This window comes from Streptomyces sp. NPDC048370 (genome assembly GCF_043200825.1).
Lineage (GTDB): Bacteria > Actinomycetota > Actinomycetes > Streptomycetales > Streptomycetaceae > Streptomyces.
On sequence record NZ_JBICYI010000002.1, the window covers coordinates 196,158 to 209,514 of the forward strand.

9 protein-coding genes and 1 pseudogene are annotated in these 13,357 nt (G+C 70.8%); 3 read left to right on the forward strand and 7 right to left on the reverse strand.

The window, feature by feature from the left end:
• Positions 1 to 31: 31 nt before the first annotated feature.
• Positions 32 to 1,075 (reverse strand): annotated as a pseudogene (locus tag ACGFYP_RS04760) (type III polyketide synthase); the annotation flags it as partial.
• A 171-nt stretch (positions 1,076 to 1,246) separates the two neighbouring features.
• Entirely contained in the window at positions 1,247 to 2,062 is an 816-nt protein-coding gene (locus tag ACGFYP_RS04765; RefSeq protein WP_393486397.1) for a hypothetical protein, read from the reverse strand.
• A gap of 164 nt (positions 2,063 to 2,226) precedes the next feature.
• Between ACGFYP_RS04765 and paaK the strand changes: the two genes are divergently transcribed.
• Complete coding sequence (gene paaK, locus ACGFYP_RS04770; protein WP_393486399.1) at positions 2,227 to 3,513, forward strand: phenylacetate--CoA ligase PaaK; 1,287 nt, start codon at positions 2,227 to 2,229, stop codon at positions 3,511 to 3,513.
• Positions 3,514 to 3,648: 135 nt separating this feature from the next.
• Here the strand turns inward: paaK and ACGFYP_RS04775 are convergent, their stop codons facing one another.
• Positions 3,649 to 4,521, reverse strand: a complete 873-nt coding sequence (locus tag ACGFYP_RS04775; RefSeq protein WP_393486401.1) for an NAD(P)-dependent oxidoreductase — start codon at positions 4,519 to 4,521, stop codon at positions 3,649 to 3,651.
• Positions 4,522 to 4,965: 444 nt separating this feature from the next.
• Between ACGFYP_RS04775 and ACGFYP_RS04780 the strand changes: the two genes are divergently transcribed.
• The gene (locus ACGFYP_RS04780; RefSeq protein ID WP_393486403.1) at positions 4,966 to 5,439 is read left to right on the forward strand and encodes a hypothetical protein; all 474 of its coding nucleotides are present in this window, start codon (positions 4,966 to 4,968) and stop codon (positions 5,437 to 5,439) included.
• A gap of 339 nt (positions 5,440 to 5,778) precedes the next feature.
• On the opposite strand, the gene ACGFYP_RS04785 is transcribed toward ACGFYP_RS04780, so the two are convergent.
• The 4 genes from ACGFYP_RS04785 to ACGFYP_RS04800 all read right to left on the reverse strand — a co-directional run bounded on the left by ACGFYP_RS04785 (position 5,779) and on the right by ACGFYP_RS04800 (position 11,294).
• Complete coding sequence (locus ACGFYP_RS04785) at positions 5,779 to 7,296, reverse strand: fatty acyl-CoA synthetase (RefSeq protein WP_393486405.1); 1,518 nt, start codon at positions 7,294 to 7,296, stop codon at positions 5,779 to 5,781.
• A 108-nt stretch (positions 7,297 to 7,404) separates the two neighbouring features.
• Positions 7,405 to 8,502, reverse strand: coding sequence for an ionic transporter y4hA (locus ACGFYP_RS04790; RefSeq protein WP_361966346.1), 1,098 nt, complete (start codon positions 8,500 to 8,502; stop codon positions 7,405 to 7,407).
• Between the two features lie 132 nt (positions 8,503 to 8,634).
• Complete coding sequence (locus tag ACGFYP_RS04795; protein ID WP_393486408.1) at positions 8,635 to 10,188, reverse strand: acyl-CoA synthetase; 1,554 nt, start codon at positions 10,186 to 10,188, stop codon at positions 8,635 to 8,637.
• Positions 10,185 to 11,294, reverse strand: coding sequence for an NAD(P)H-dependent flavin oxidoreductase (locus ACGFYP_RS04800; protein ID WP_393486410.1), 1,110 nt, complete (start codon positions 11,292 to 11,294; stop codon positions 10,185 to 10,187). The genes ACGFYP_RS04795 and ACGFYP_RS04800 overlap by 4 nt, the downstream gene beginning before the upstream one ends.
• Before the next feature lie 170 nt (positions 11,295 to 11,464).
• On the opposite strand from ACGFYP_RS04800, the gene ACGFYP_RS04805 reads away from it, so the two are divergent.
• Positions 11,465 to 13,306, forward strand: coding sequence for a serine hydrolase (locus ACGFYP_RS04805; protein WP_393486412.1), 1,842 nt, complete (start codon positions 11,465 to 11,467; stop codon positions 13,304 to 13,306).
• Positions 13,307 to 13,357: the final 51 nt, after the last annotated feature.

A 13,357-nucleotide genomic window follows, 5' to 3' on the forward strand; every position in this document is an offset into this window, starting at 1 on the left:
ACTCGAGACGGACCTCGTCCGCCGGATGGTCTCCGGTCCAGCGGCCGAGCGAGATCTCGGCCGTGATCCCGGGGCCGAAGCCCGCGATCAGGCCGCGCGAGCCGGGCGGGGGCCCGCCGTCCTCGAAGAGTCGGCGCAGCGCGTCCAGGACGACGGCGCTCGCGATGTTGCCGTACTCCGTCAGAGTGGCGCGGCTGAAGCGGAAGGCCTCCGGTGCGACCTTGAGGTGGCGGCCGAGATCGTCGAGGATGCGGGGCCCGCCGGCGTGGATGATGTAGAAGTCCTGGGCGCCCGCGTCCTGTCCGTGCCGGGCGGCGAGGTCGACGAGGGCGGGGGCGAGCTGCTCCATCGTGCCGGGGACGCGCTTGTCGAGCATGAAGTGGAAGCCGGTCTCGCGGACCTTGTACGCGATCCAGTCCTCGCTGTCGGGCACCAGGTGCGAGCCGTTCCCTTGGAGCCGGACGCCGACACCGCCCGTCCCCCGGATCACGGCGGCGGCGACCGCGTCGCCGAACAGGCCGTTGGAGAGGAGGTTGCCGACCGTGAGGTCGGTGGGCTGGTAGCAGAGGGAGCAGAACTCGCAGGCCACGATGAGGGCGTTGGCACCGGGGTAGGCGGCGCAGAAGTCGTGGGCGCGGTTGATGGCGCCGCCGCCGGCCGCGCAGCCGAGCTGGGCGATCGGCATCTGGCGGGTGTCGTTGCGGAACCCCAGGTTGTTGATCATCCAGGCCGTGAGCGAGGGCATCATGAAGCCGGTGCAGGAGACGTAGACGATCAGGTCGATGTCCCGGGCCGACAGGCCCGCGTGGGCGAGCGCCTCGTCGACGACGGCGGGCACGCGCGCCTTGGCCTGGGTTTCGTACATGGCGTTGCGCGCCTCGAAACCGGGATGGGCCAGCGTGTGTTCGATGGGCTGCACGAGGTGGCGTCGGGCGACGCCGGTGTTGCCGATGAGGCGGAGCACGAGCGGGAGTTGCGCGTGTCCGGCATGCAGCTTCCGGGCCAGGTCGAGGGTCTCTTCCTGGGTGATGGTGTGCTCGGGGACGGCGACGGCGGGACGGCACAGGACGGGCATGGGGGTCCTTTACGTCCGGAAGGGCGAACGGGGTCCGCCCGGGGCGGGGACTGCCGCCGTTCGGACCTCTGGTTCCCTCCGATTTCCCCCTGTGTGTACAGAACGATCAGAAAGACGATCAAACACACTCAATTGTGTGATCTTACGGTATCCGTGGTGGCGGGAGAGTTGTCAGCGTCGTACAAGACCTTCCGTCGCGGGCTCCCAGAAGGGGGCAAGGGCGCCCTCGCGGTACGGCGCGGGGCTGACGCTCAGGTCGCCCACGAACGGCCGGTCGAGGACGACGACGAGCAGGAGGCTGAAGCCGACGAGCGCCGCGACCGCTCCGACGAAGAGGAGCTGCATGCGTCGGCTCCGCATCCCGTAGAGGAAGGTCAGCGGGATGATGACGAGGGCGCCGCCGACGGCAAGGAGCTGGAGGAGCAGCGGTAGTTGCTGGCCGGCCATGGTGATCCGGGCCCTGCGTTCGCCTGCCACGTCGTCCAGGGTGCCGGCGGCCTGTGCGTAGAAGACCTTCTCCGACTCGGTGGAGGGCTCGTACGCCTGCAGCGCGTCGTACAGGGCGTCGAGCTTGGCGTTCGTGGCGGAGTAGTCCGCGGCCCCCTCCCGCATGAGCGGCCACTGCACCTCGACGACGCCGTGGACGTAGCCGGACGCGGCGGCGTCCACCCGGGCGCGCGCCTCGGGCGGGAAGGCCCGGGCGTCGCGCACGACCAGGGCGACGCCGGTGGCCTCGGCGGCGACGACGTTCTGGGTGTTCTCCATCTGCGTCCACAGCGTGACGATCACGAAGGCGAGGATGATCCCGTAGATCGCGCCGAACATCCCGAGCACGACGCCCACCATGTCGTTGTGCTCACCGTCGGCGAGTCGGGGGTACCTGCGACGCAGGAGGACACTCCCGGCCAGGGAGACGAGAACCGTGCCGCCGACGACCAGAAGGCCGAGGGCGGAGGTGCTGAGATGGTTGAGCAGCCAGAGAGTCACGGCGACCGAGCGTAATCACCCGCTCACGGAATCAAAAACTCGGCGCCACCCTCTTGCCAGGCACCGGGTCCGGGCCGATTTACTGACCCTCGAGAGGATCTACCGAATGATCGGTAGTCCGATTGATGACCAGTTCAGAGTGAATGAACGGGAGTGGGCGCGGCATGACGGATCTGCTGGACAGCGGCGAACGACTCGGACGCGAGGAGCTGGCGGCGCTCCAGCTGGAACGACTGCGGTCCACCCTGCGGCACGCCTACGAGAACGTGGGCTTCTACCGGCAGTCCTTCGACAAGGCCGGGCTGCACCCCGACGACTGCCGCTCCCTCGCCGACCTCGCCCGCTTCCCCTTCACCGTCAAGACCGATCTGCGGGACCAGTACCCCTTCGGGATGTTCGCCGTCGATCAGTCCGAGGTCCGACGCATCCACGCCTCCAGCGGGACCACGGGCCGTCCGACGGTGGTCGGCTACACCGACCGCGACCTGGACACCTGGGCCGACGTGGTGGCCCGCTCGATCCGCGCGGCGGGCGGCAGGCCGGGCCACAAGGTCCATGTGGCGTACGGATACGGCCTGTTCACCGGCGGACTCGGGGCGCACTACGGCGCCGAGCGGCTCGGCTGTACGGTCATCCCGGCCTCGGGCGGCATGACGGCCCGCCAGGTCCAGCTGATCCAGGACTTCCGGCCCGAGATCATCATGGTGACGCCCTCGTACATGCTGACGCTGCTCGACGAGTTCGAGCGGCAGGGCGTGGATCCGCGGACGACCTCGCTGAAGGTGGGCATCTTCGGCGCGGAGCCGTGGACGGAGGCGATGCGGCGGGAGATCGAGGAGCGGTTCGCGATCGACGCCGTCGACATATACGGACTGTCGGAGGTGATGGGCCCGGGCGTCGCGCAGGAGTGCGTGGAGACCAAGGACGGCCTGCACATCTGGGAGGACCACTTCTACCCGGAGATCGTGGACCCGTTCACGGGCGAGGTGCTGCCGGACGGTGAGGAGGGCGAGCTGGTGTTCACCTCCCTCACCAAGGAGGCCATGCCCGTGATCCGGTACCGCACGCGGGACCTGACGCGCCTGCTGCCGGGCACGGCGCGGGTGTTCCGGCGGATGGAGAAGGTCACGGGCCGCAGCGACGACATGGTGATCCTGCGCGGGGTGAACCTCTTCCCCACGCAGGTCGAGGAGATCGTGCTGCGGACGCCCGGCGTGGCCCCGCACTTCCAGCTGAAGCTGACCCGCGAGGGCCGGCTCGACGCCCTGACGATCCGGGCCGAGGCCCGCCCGGACGCCACCCCCGAGGAGCGCGCGGAGGCGGCCCGCTCGATCGCGGCGGCCTGCAAGGACGGCATCGGCGTCTCGGTCGGGGTCGAGGTCGTCGACCCCGAGACGCTGGAGCGGTCCGTCGGCAAGATCAAGCGGATCGTGGACCTCAGGCAGGGCTGAACGGCCGGGGCTCACGCGCGGTCCGAACACCCACGGCTCACGCGCGGTCCAAACGCGCAGGGCTCACGCGCGGTCCGAACGCGCCGGGCGTCGGCGCGTTCACCCGTTCACCCGTTCACGCGTTCACTCACGCCTTCAGACGGCGGGCCGCTTGAGCACCTCCACGAGGCTGGAGCTGCTGTCGCCGCCGCGCCCGGCCTCGACGCCCCGCCGGAAGAGGTCGACGACGGCGGCGGGAAGCGCCGCGTCGACGCCGGCGTCGAGGACGGTGTGCAGGACGTGTTCGGCGCTGGCGAGCCCCATCGCGAGCCGGTCGACGTCCCCGGAGTGGTCGCCCGCGTCGACGCGGGGTGCGTAGAACTCCAGGAACTGCTTCATGTCCAGGGCGCCGACGGCGGTGGGAAGCAGGTCGGCGGCCTTGATGCCGTGCGCGTCGGCGAGGGCGATGGCCTGCCAGTAGGAGCTCAGGGCGGTCCAGAACATGACCATGTTGAGCTGGTAGAAGAGCGCGGCGAGGCCAGGGTCCTCGCCTCGGTGGTCGGCGGCGGTGAGCACTTCGAGGGTGGGGCGGTGAGCCTCGAAGACCTCGCGGGGGCCGCTGTAGTAGGCGGAGGAGCCGGGGCGACCGATCCCGGAGGGCGGCACGAGCACCCCACCCGTGAGCTGGACGGCACCACGCTCCCGCGCCCACTCGGCGGCCTCCTGGGCGCGGCGCGGGGTGTCGGAGCTGAGGTTGACGAGGACCCGTCCGGCCAGGACGGCGGGGTCGACCCCGTCCAGTACGGCGTACAGCGCCTCGTAGTCGGTGAGGCTGAGCACGACGACCTCGTTGGCGGCGATCGCCTCGGCGGGCGAGGCGGCGAGGACGGCGCCGCGGCGCACGAGCTCGTCGGCGCGGGAGGCGGTGCGGTTCCACAGGGTGACGTGGAAGCCCTGCTCGAGGTAGGCGCCGGCCATGGCCTGGCCCATGGGGCCGAGGCCGATGACGGTGACGGAGTTCTTGCGCATGAGTGAATCCCCCTGAAGGAAGAGTAGAACGAACGCTCTATCCAGTGACGAGCTAGAAGCTAGCACAGGTCTAAAACGATCGCTCTACTTAATGACTGGCCGGGCTCGTCACGCGCCCGGAGTGAACCGTGGAACACTGCCAACTGCGGGAGAACGCATCGAGATCGCGTTCCACGACGACCGCCCCGGCTATGTCCAGGCGAAGGACGCCGTCGTATGGGACATCATCCGCCGCGCCGACGCCTGGGCCCAGGACACCGGGCTGGGTCCCCGACCCGAGTGCCGCCTGAACCGTGGCTCCGAACCACAACTGCACTCGATATCATCGGAGTTGAGGACAACCCATAGCGCGCCGGACGGCCCGTCGGCCAGGTGGTCGACAGCCTCGCCGGCAGTGATGCGCAAGGCCTGGTTCGCCGCCGGAGCGGCTACTACCCTCGCCGCATGGACGACTACCGGTTACCGGCCTCGTACGGGCTCATACGCGACTTCCTGGTGACGCAACACGTTCATGCGGCGCACGCCGAGGCCGAGCGACAGGCCCGGATCGCGTACGTTCGGCGATCTTGGGCCAGGACGACCCTCAGGGCCCTCGTCTATCTCGCCGGTGGCACAGCGGCGTTGCTGTATCTCAACGACGGAGGCGCGTGGACCACCGCCATGACCGTGGGCGCGTCCGCCACGGGCTTCGTCATCCTGCTGTGGATCTTCTGGGTGGGACGGATCGATCCGGACTACGAGCAGGGCCCGCTCATCGTCGCCCGCCTCACTGCCACCGTCGCCCACCTCGCCGTGCTCGTCTGGGGTTGGGTGACCTACGGCCCCGCCACAGCAGTCCCGTGGTTCTTCATCGAGTTGGGCGCCCTCGGGATCGTCATCGGTGTGGTGCAGGGCCGAAAGTACTCGATGCTCTGGTGAGAGCCTGAGGACCCCTACGCGGCCCGTGTCCGAGGTGCTCTCCGGGGCCGCCGGGGGTGCCACGGCAGCACGACGACCTGAACACCGCGAAACAGCCGACCTGGACCTGGCCCCTGCCCGGTGGCGAAGATCAGTGGCACCGCATCGCACGCGAGGTGAAGGGCGAGATCGAGGTGGATCGCGCCACCGGCTGAACCGTGCTCAGCCGAGCAGAACCGAGCAGAACCGAGCAGAACCGAGCTGAGCCAGGCTGAGCCGAGCTGGGCTGGGCTGAGCTGAGCTGAGCTGAGCTGAATCAGGCTCAGCCGAGCTGAGCCGAGCCTGATGGCGCCACCCGTCTCAGACCGTGTCCGCCGCCTCGCCCTCCCGGAAGCGGTCCCGCAGCTCCCGCTTCAGGATCTTTCCGCTCGCGTTGCGCGGGAGTTCGTCCACGAAGAGGATCTTCTTCGGGGCCTTGAAGTGGGCGAGCTTCTCGCGGGCGTGGGTGAGCAGTTCGGTCTCGGTGATGTCCGCGCGCGGGACGACCACGGCCGTGATCGCCTCGATCCAGCGGTCGTCGGGGAGGCCGACGACGGCGACCTCGGCGACCGCGGGGTGGGTGTAGAGAGCGTCCTCGACCTGGCGGGAGGCGACCAGGACTCCCCCGGAGTTGATGACGTCCTTCACCCGGTCCACGACCGTGTAGTAGCCCTCGGCGTCGCGCACCGCGAGGTCGCCGGAGCGGAACCAGCCGTCGCGGAAGGCCTCCTTGGTCTCCTCGGGCTTGTCCCAGTAGCCGTCGCACAGCTGCGGTGAGCGGTAGACGATCTCGCCGGGCGTGCCGTCCGCCACCTCCTCGCCGTGCTCGTCGACGACCATCGCCTCGACGTGGCGGACGGGTCGCCCGCAGGAGTCCATGCGGCCCTCGTGCTCGTCCGGGCCGAGGACGGTGGCGAGCGGGCCGATCTCGGACTGGCCGAAGCAGTTGTAGAAGCGCAGCCCGGGGAGCCGTTCGCGCAGCCGTTCCAGGACGGGCACGGGCATGATCGAGGCGCCGTAGTACGCCTTGCGGAGGCCGGAGAGGTCGCGCGTCGCGAACTCCGGGTGGTTGGACAGGCCGATCCATACCGTCGGCGGTGCGAAGAAGCTGTCCGCGCGGCCCGCCTCGATCAGGTCGAACAGGACCTTGGGGTCCGGGCCGTCCACGATCGTGTTCTCCGCGCCGACCGCGAGGTACGGCAGCAGGAAGACGTGCATCTGCGCGGAGTGGTAGAGCGGCAGCGAGTGGACCGGCTTGTCGTCCGCGCGCAGGTCCAGGGCCTCGATGGCGCTCGCGTACTCGTGGACCAGCGCCCGGTGCGTCATCCGGGCGCCCTTGGGCAGCGCCGTCGTCCCCGAGGTGTAGAGGAGCTGGACGTACTCGCGGGCGTCGCGGTCGGTGTCGTACGTGTCGGGTTCGGCGAGGGCGGTGAGGAAGGAGTCGTCGGTGTCCCGCAGGGCACGGACGGGCAGGTCGGCGGGGACGTGGGCGGCGAGCGCGGGGTCGGCGAGGACGAGCGAACTCCCCGACTGGCGCAGGATGTAGTCGAGGTCGTCGCCGGTGAGGTGGTGGTTGACCGGGACGTGGATCAGGTCCGCCCGCGAGCAGGCCAGGAAGGCGATCAGGTACGCGTCGGAGTTGTGGCCGTAGGTCGCGACGCGGGCGTGCTCCGGCAGCTCGTAGCGCTCCCGGAGCACGGCGGCGGCGGTGGTGACGGCCGCGTCCAGCTCCGCGTAGGTCCAGGACCGGTCCGCGTACCGCACGGCGATCCGCTCGGGGGTTCGCTGGGCGCTCGCGCGCAGGACGCCGTCGACGGTGCGGGAGAGGAGTCGTTCCATGGCGGGATCCTCGGCCGCCCCGGGGTACGGGTCAAGTACCCCGGGCCCGGCGGAGGTCGGGGCGGGAGTCGCGGGTCACGTACCGGGGCGCACGCGAGGTCTTCGGGGTCAGGGGCTGAACGACAGGAAGATGAATGCGGCGAAGATGGAGAGGTGGACGCCGCCTTGGAGCAGGGTGGCGCGGCCGGGTACGACGGTCAGGGCGCTCACGACGGCGGTGAGCACGAGCAGGACCATGTGGACCGCCCCGAGGCCCAGGACCAGGGGCCCGGACAGCCAGATGGAGGCGAGCGCGATCGAAGGGATCGTGAGGCCGATGCTGGCGATCGCGGAGCCGTACGCGAGGTTGAGGCTGGTCTGCATGCGGTCCCGGCGCGCGGCGCGGACGGCGGCGAGGGTCTCCGGGAGCAGCACCATCAGGGCGATGATCACGCCGACGACGGCCTTGGGCAGTCCGGCGGACTCCACGCCGTCCTCGATGGTGGGCGAGATGAGCTTGGCCAGGCCGACGACGGCGACGAGCGCGAGGACGAGAAGGCCGAGGCTGAACCAGGTCTGCTTGTCGGTCGGAGGGTCGGCGTGCTCGTCCTCGGAGTCGTGCCCTTCGCGGGGGACCGGTAGGAAGTAGTCGCGGTGCCGGAAGGTCTGGACGGCGACGAAGACCCCGTACAGGCAGATGGAGGCCACGGCGGCGAAGGCCAGCTGGGCGCCGGAGAACTCGGGCCCCGCGTGGCTCGTCGTGAACGTCGGCAGGACCAGGGTCATGGTCGCGAGGGTGCAGACGGTGGCGAGGGCGCCGCCCGAGCCCTCGGCGTTGAAGACGGCGACGCGGTTGCGGAGGGCTCCGACGAGCACCGAGAGTCCGACGATGCCGTTGCAGGTGATCATGACGGCCGCGAAGACGGTGTCCCTGGCGTACGTGGAGGTCTTCTCGCCGCCGCCCGCCATGAGGGTGACGATCAGTCCGACCTCGATGACGGTGACGGCGACGGCGAGGACGAGCGAACCGAAGGGCTCCCCGACGCGATGGGCGACGACCTCCGCGTGGTGGACGGCGGCGAGCACGGCGGCGATCAGACAGACGGCCGCGATCACGACCCCGAAGCCGGCCAGATCACGCCCCCAGGTCAGCGCGAGGTCGACGGCCGCCACGACCGGTCCCCATGTCGTCCACTGCCGTGCCAGGCCTGCCGTGCTCGAACTCATGATCAGCATCCTGCCACAAAGCGGCATTCGCCCGGGTTGCGCGGTCGGCCGTCAGGGTGCTGTCGCGATCGAGCGTCGGGGTGCTGTCGCGGTCGGCCGTCAGGGTGCCGTCGCCATCGGCCGGGGCCGGGCTCAGAGCGGGCGCTCGTGGCCCTCCCAGTAGGGCTCCCTGAGCCTGCGCTTGTAGAGCTTGCCGTTGGGGTCGCGGGGCATCGTGGTGATGAAGTCCACCGACTTGGGGCGCTTGTAGCCGGCGAGGCGTTCCTCACAGTGCGCCAGGATCGCGGCGGCGAGGGCCTCCCCCGCCTCCTGCCCCTCGGCCGGTTCGACCACGGCCTTGACCTCCTCGCCCCAGTCGGCGTGCGGGATACCGAAGGCGGCGGCGTCGGCGACCGCCGGGTGGGTGAGGAGGGCCGACTCGATCTCGGCGGGATAGATGTTCACCCCGCCCGAGATGATCATGTCGATCTTGCGGTCGCGGAGGAAGAGGTAGCCGTCCTCGTCGAGGACGCCCAGGTCGCCGACCGTGAAGAAGTCGCCGATGCGGTTCTTCGCCGTCTTCTCCTTGTCCTTGTGGTACGCGAATCCGCCCGTGGACATCTTCATGTAGACGGTGCCGAGTTCACCGGGCGGCAGCCGGTTGCCGTCGTCGTCGAAGACGGCGAGCTCGCTGATCGGCCAGGCCTTGCCGACCGTCCCCGGCTTCTTCAGCCAGTCCTCCGCGGTGGCGAACGCGCCGCCGCCCTCGCTCGCCGCGTAGTACTCCTCCACACAGCTCCCCCACCATTCGATCATCGCCCGCTTGACGTGGTCGGGGCAGGGCGCGGCGCCGTGGATGGCGTGCCGCATCGACGAGACGTCGTAGCGGCCGCGCACCTCGTCGGGGAGCGCGAGGAGCCGGTGGAACTGGGTCGGGACCATGTGGGTGTGGGTGCAGGCGTGCGCGTCGATGAGCCGCAGCATCTCCTCGGGCGTCCACTTGTCCATGAGGACGAGCGGATGGCCGATGTGCAGGGCCGCGCTCGCGAACTGCAGGACGGCCGTGTGGTAGAGCGGCGAGCAGACGAGGTGCACGTTGCCGTCGAAGGGCCGGATGCCGAAGATGCCGAGGAAGCCGCCGAGGTACGTCTCCTCCGGGAGCTTGCCGGGCAGCGGGCGGCGGATGCCGCGCGGCCGGCCCGTGGTGCCGGAGGTGTAGTTCATGACCCAGCCGAGGGTGCGGTCCTCGGGCGCGGACTCCGGGAAGCCGTCGAGGAGTTCGGCGTACGGGCGGAAGCCGGGGATCTCGCCGACGGCGTGGCGGTGGGTGGCGGGCAGACCCGCCTCGTCGGCGGCGGCGGTCGCGGCGGCGGCGAACCGCTCGTGGGCGAGGAGCACTTTGGCGCCGGAGTCGGCGACGATCCAGGCGATCTCAGGACCGACCAGGTGGTGGTTGACGGGCACGAGGTAGAACCCGGCCTGGGTGGCGGCGAGATGGGCGACGAGGAACTCGACGCCGTTGGGCAGGACGACGGCGAAGGCGTCCCCGCGCTCCAGGCCCGCCGCGCGCAGTCCGTGGACCAGCCGGTTGGCGTCGGCGTGCAGGCGCCCGGCGGTCCACTCCTCGCCGTCGGGTGCGATCAGGACCGTACGGGAGGGGTCGGCGGCCGCCTGGGACCAGAAGCCGTTGGCCTGCTGCTCGCTCATGAGGCGCTCCTTCCCGCGATGCGGTTGATGCGGTCGATGGCCTTCTCGAAGCCCCGGGTCAGGTCGTCGAAGACCTGCTGGACGCTGCGTTCGGCGTTCATCCGGCCGACGATCTGGCCGACGGGGGTGCCGAGCAGCGGCCCGACCTCGTACTTCTGGATACGGGAGACGGCCTCGGCGACCAGCAGTCCCTGGAGGGGCATGGGGAGCGTGCCGGGGCCCGCCGGGTCGTCCCAGGCGTCGGTCCACTCGGTGCGCAACTGGCGGGCGGGCTTGCCGGTGAGGGCGCGGGACCGGACGGTGTCGCCGGAGCCGGCGGCGAGGAGTTTGGCGGTCAGCGCGCGGGAGTGGAGTTCGGCCTCGGTCGTGGTGAGCCAGAGGGAACCGAGCCAGACGCCCTGGGCGCCGAGGGCGAGCCCCGCTGCGATCTGTTCGCCGCTGCCGATGCCGCCGGCGGCGAGGACGGGCAGGGGCGAGACGGCGTCGACGACCTCGGGAGTGAGGACCATGGAGGCGATCTCGCCGGTGTGGCCGCCGGCCTCGTAGCCCTGGGCGACGACGATGTCGATGCCGCCCTCGGCGTGGTGGCGGGCGTGCCGGGCGCTGCCGGCGAGGGCGGCGACGAGGACGTCGTGGTCGTGGGCGCGCTGGACCACGTCGGCGGGCGGAGAGCCGAGGGCGTTGGCGAGGAGCTTGATGGGGTAGTCGAAGGCGACGTCGAGCTGGTTGCGGGCGACCTGCTCCATCCAGCCGGTGATGCGCCAGCCGGAGGCCTCGCCCGCGGCGAGTTCGGGGACTCCGTGTTTGGCGAGGGTCGCGCGGACGAACTCGCGGTGCCCCTCCGGGATCATCGCCTCGACGTCGGCCTCGCTCACCCCCTCGACCTTTTTCGCGGGCATGACGACATCGAGGCCGTAGGGCAGGCCGTCGGTGTGGTCCTGCATCCAGTCGAGGTCGCGGGCGAGGTCGTCGGGGGCGGTGTAGCGCACCGCGCCGAGGACGCCGAACCCGCCGGCTCTGGTGATGGCGGCGGCCACCGCGGGGAAGGGCGTGAAGCCGAAGATGGCGTGCTCGATCCCCAGTTTTTGGCTCAGCTCCGTCTTCATGGGCGGCAGGATGCCGCAGGGGATCGGCCGAGGGAAGAGATTTTCTGATGCAGTGTCAGATTCTTTGCCCTGCCGCCCGCTTCCTTGACCCCCACCCACCCCGGTAAGAAAGTTTCAGGCGTTGCGCGTGTGGCCGAAGGATTCTTTCAGTGGCGTGGGAGAGGGTAGGGATGACGGAGGAATCGGCAGGGAGTGCGGCGGGCGGCAGAGGAGGCCGGGGAATCGGTCGCCGGGCGTTCGGCGGCCGGCTTCTCGCCCTGGGAGGTGCGGTGATGGTCGGCTCGATTCCGGGGGCCGCCGCGGCCTCCGTGCCCCGAGGCGGAGGCAGGACCACCCTGCGGCGCGGGTCCGCCGAGCGGGCCGGGTTGCTCGCTGACCATCTGGACCTGCTGGTCACCGACGCCGAGAGATACCTCGACCCCTCCCCCCGGCACCCGTGGTACGCGGGGGCGGTGCTGCTCGCCGGGCGGGGCGGGACGGTCGCGCTGCACCGGCCGATCGGGCACGCCGTGCGGTACGCGGCGTACGACGAGACGACGGACACCGGTGTCGAGCTTCGGGCGGACCGGCAGATCCCGATGGCCGAGGACACGGTCTTCGACCTGGCCTCGGTCTCCAAGCTCTTCACCTCGATCCTGGCGGTGCAGCAGATCGAGCGCGGGGCGCTGGAGCTGGAGGCCAGGGTCACGGCCTATCTGCCGGAGTTCGGGGGCGGCGGGAAACAGGACATCACGGTCCGTCAGCTGCTCACCCACACCTCGGGGTTCCGCGCCTGGATCCCGCTGTACAAGGAGCCGACGCGGGAGGGGAAGCTGCGGCTGCTGTGGGAGGAGGTACCGGCGAACGCGCCCGGGACCCGCTACCTCTACTCCGATCTGAATCTGATCGCGCTGCAGCTGATCCTTGAGGAGATCACCGGTCGCACTCTGGACACACTGCTCCGGAACGAGATCACCGCTCCACTCGGGATGCACCGCACGCGTTTCAATCCGCCGCTCTCCTGGCGGCCGAAGATCGCGGCGACCGAGGACGCCCGGCTCCCCTGGTCGGGGCTCGACCGGGGCATGGTGTGGGGCGAGGTCCACGACGAGAACGCGTTCAGCCTGGGCGGGGTCGCCGGGCACGCGGGCGTCTTCTCCTGCGCCTGGGACCTCGCCGTCCTCGCCCGTACGCTCCTCAACGGCGGAGCGTACGGCCACGCGCGGATCCTGGCCCCCGAGTCCGTGGAGCTGATGTTCACGGACTTCAACACCGCGTTCCCCGGTGACGAACACGGCCTCGGGTTCGAGCTCTACCAGCACTGGTACATGGGCGCGATGGCGACCCCGCGCTCGGCGGGGCACACCGGCTTCACCGGGACCAGTCTCGTCCTCGACCCGACCACGGACGCGTTCCTCGTCGTCCTCGGCAACTCGGTCCACCCGGTCCGGTCGTGGCGTTCCGGCTCGGCGCCCCGCGTCGCCGCCGCCGACCACCTGGCCCGCGCCGTGCCGGTCCGACCCGCGCGGGGGCGTACGGCGTGGTTCTCGGGCATGGCGAGCGCGACGACCGCGACGCTGACCCTGCCGCCGGTGCCGGGCGCGGCCCGTCTGGAGTGCGCGCTCTGGTGGGACACCGAGCCGAGCGTGGACGCCGCCCATCTGGAGGCCTCCACGGACGGCGGCGCGACGTGGGGGCCGGTGCCGTTCACCACCGTACGGACGGGGCAGGAGCCGCGGCCGCACCCGGCGGGCTTGGTGAGCGGCTGGTCGGGACGGGTCTGGCACCGGCTGGCGGCGGAGCTTCCGGCGGGCGCCGGCGCCGGCGAACACACCGGCGGCGGCAGCGGCACCGGCGCTGGAGCCGTACGCCTGCGCTGGCGGTATGCGACCGATCAGCGGTACGTCGGGCGTGGGGTGTACGTGGACGCCCTCAGGCTCCTGGACGCCTCGGGGCGGCCCCTGTTCGACGACGGGCGACCGGCGGACGCGTCCCGGATCGAGGCCGTCGGCTGGACGGCGTCGGCGGACTGATCGTTGCCCGGACGGCGTCGGCGGGCCGAGGGGGGCGGACCGAGGAAGCGG

Coding starts and splice junctions, on each gene's coding strand:
- ACGFYP_RS04800 (WP_393486410.1), bottom strand. CDS start 11,294: ATGAAGACGGAGCTGAGCCAAAAACTGGGGATCGAGCACGCCATCTTC.
- ACGFYP_RS04785 (WP_393486405.1), bottom strand. CDS start 7,296: ATGGAACGACTCCTCTCCCGCACCGTCGACGGCGTCCTGCGCGCGAGC.
- ACGFYP_RS04775 (WP_393486401.1), bottom strand. CDS start 4,521: ATGCGCAAGAACTCCGTCACCGTCATCGGCCTCGGCCCCATGGGCCAG.
- ACGFYP_RS04790 (WP_361966346.1), bottom strand. CDS start 8,502: ATGAGTTCGAGCACGGCAGGCCTGGCACGGCAGTGGACGACATGGGGA.
- ACGFYP_RS04780 (WP_393486403.1), top strand. CDS start 4,966: ATGGACGACTACCGGTTACCGGCCTCGTACGGGCTCATACGCGACTTC.
- paaK (WP_393486399.1), top strand. CDS start 2,227: ATGACGGATCTGCTGGACAGCGGCGAACGACTCGGACGCGAGGAGCTG.
- ACGFYP_RS04795 (WP_393486408.1), bottom strand. CDS start 10,188: ATGAGCGAGCAGCAGGCCAACGGCTTCTGGTCCCAGGCGGCCGCCGAC.
- ACGFYP_RS04805 (WP_393486412.1), top strand. CDS start 11,465: ATGACGGAGGAATCGGCAGGGAGTGCGGCGGGCGGCAGAGGAGGCCGG.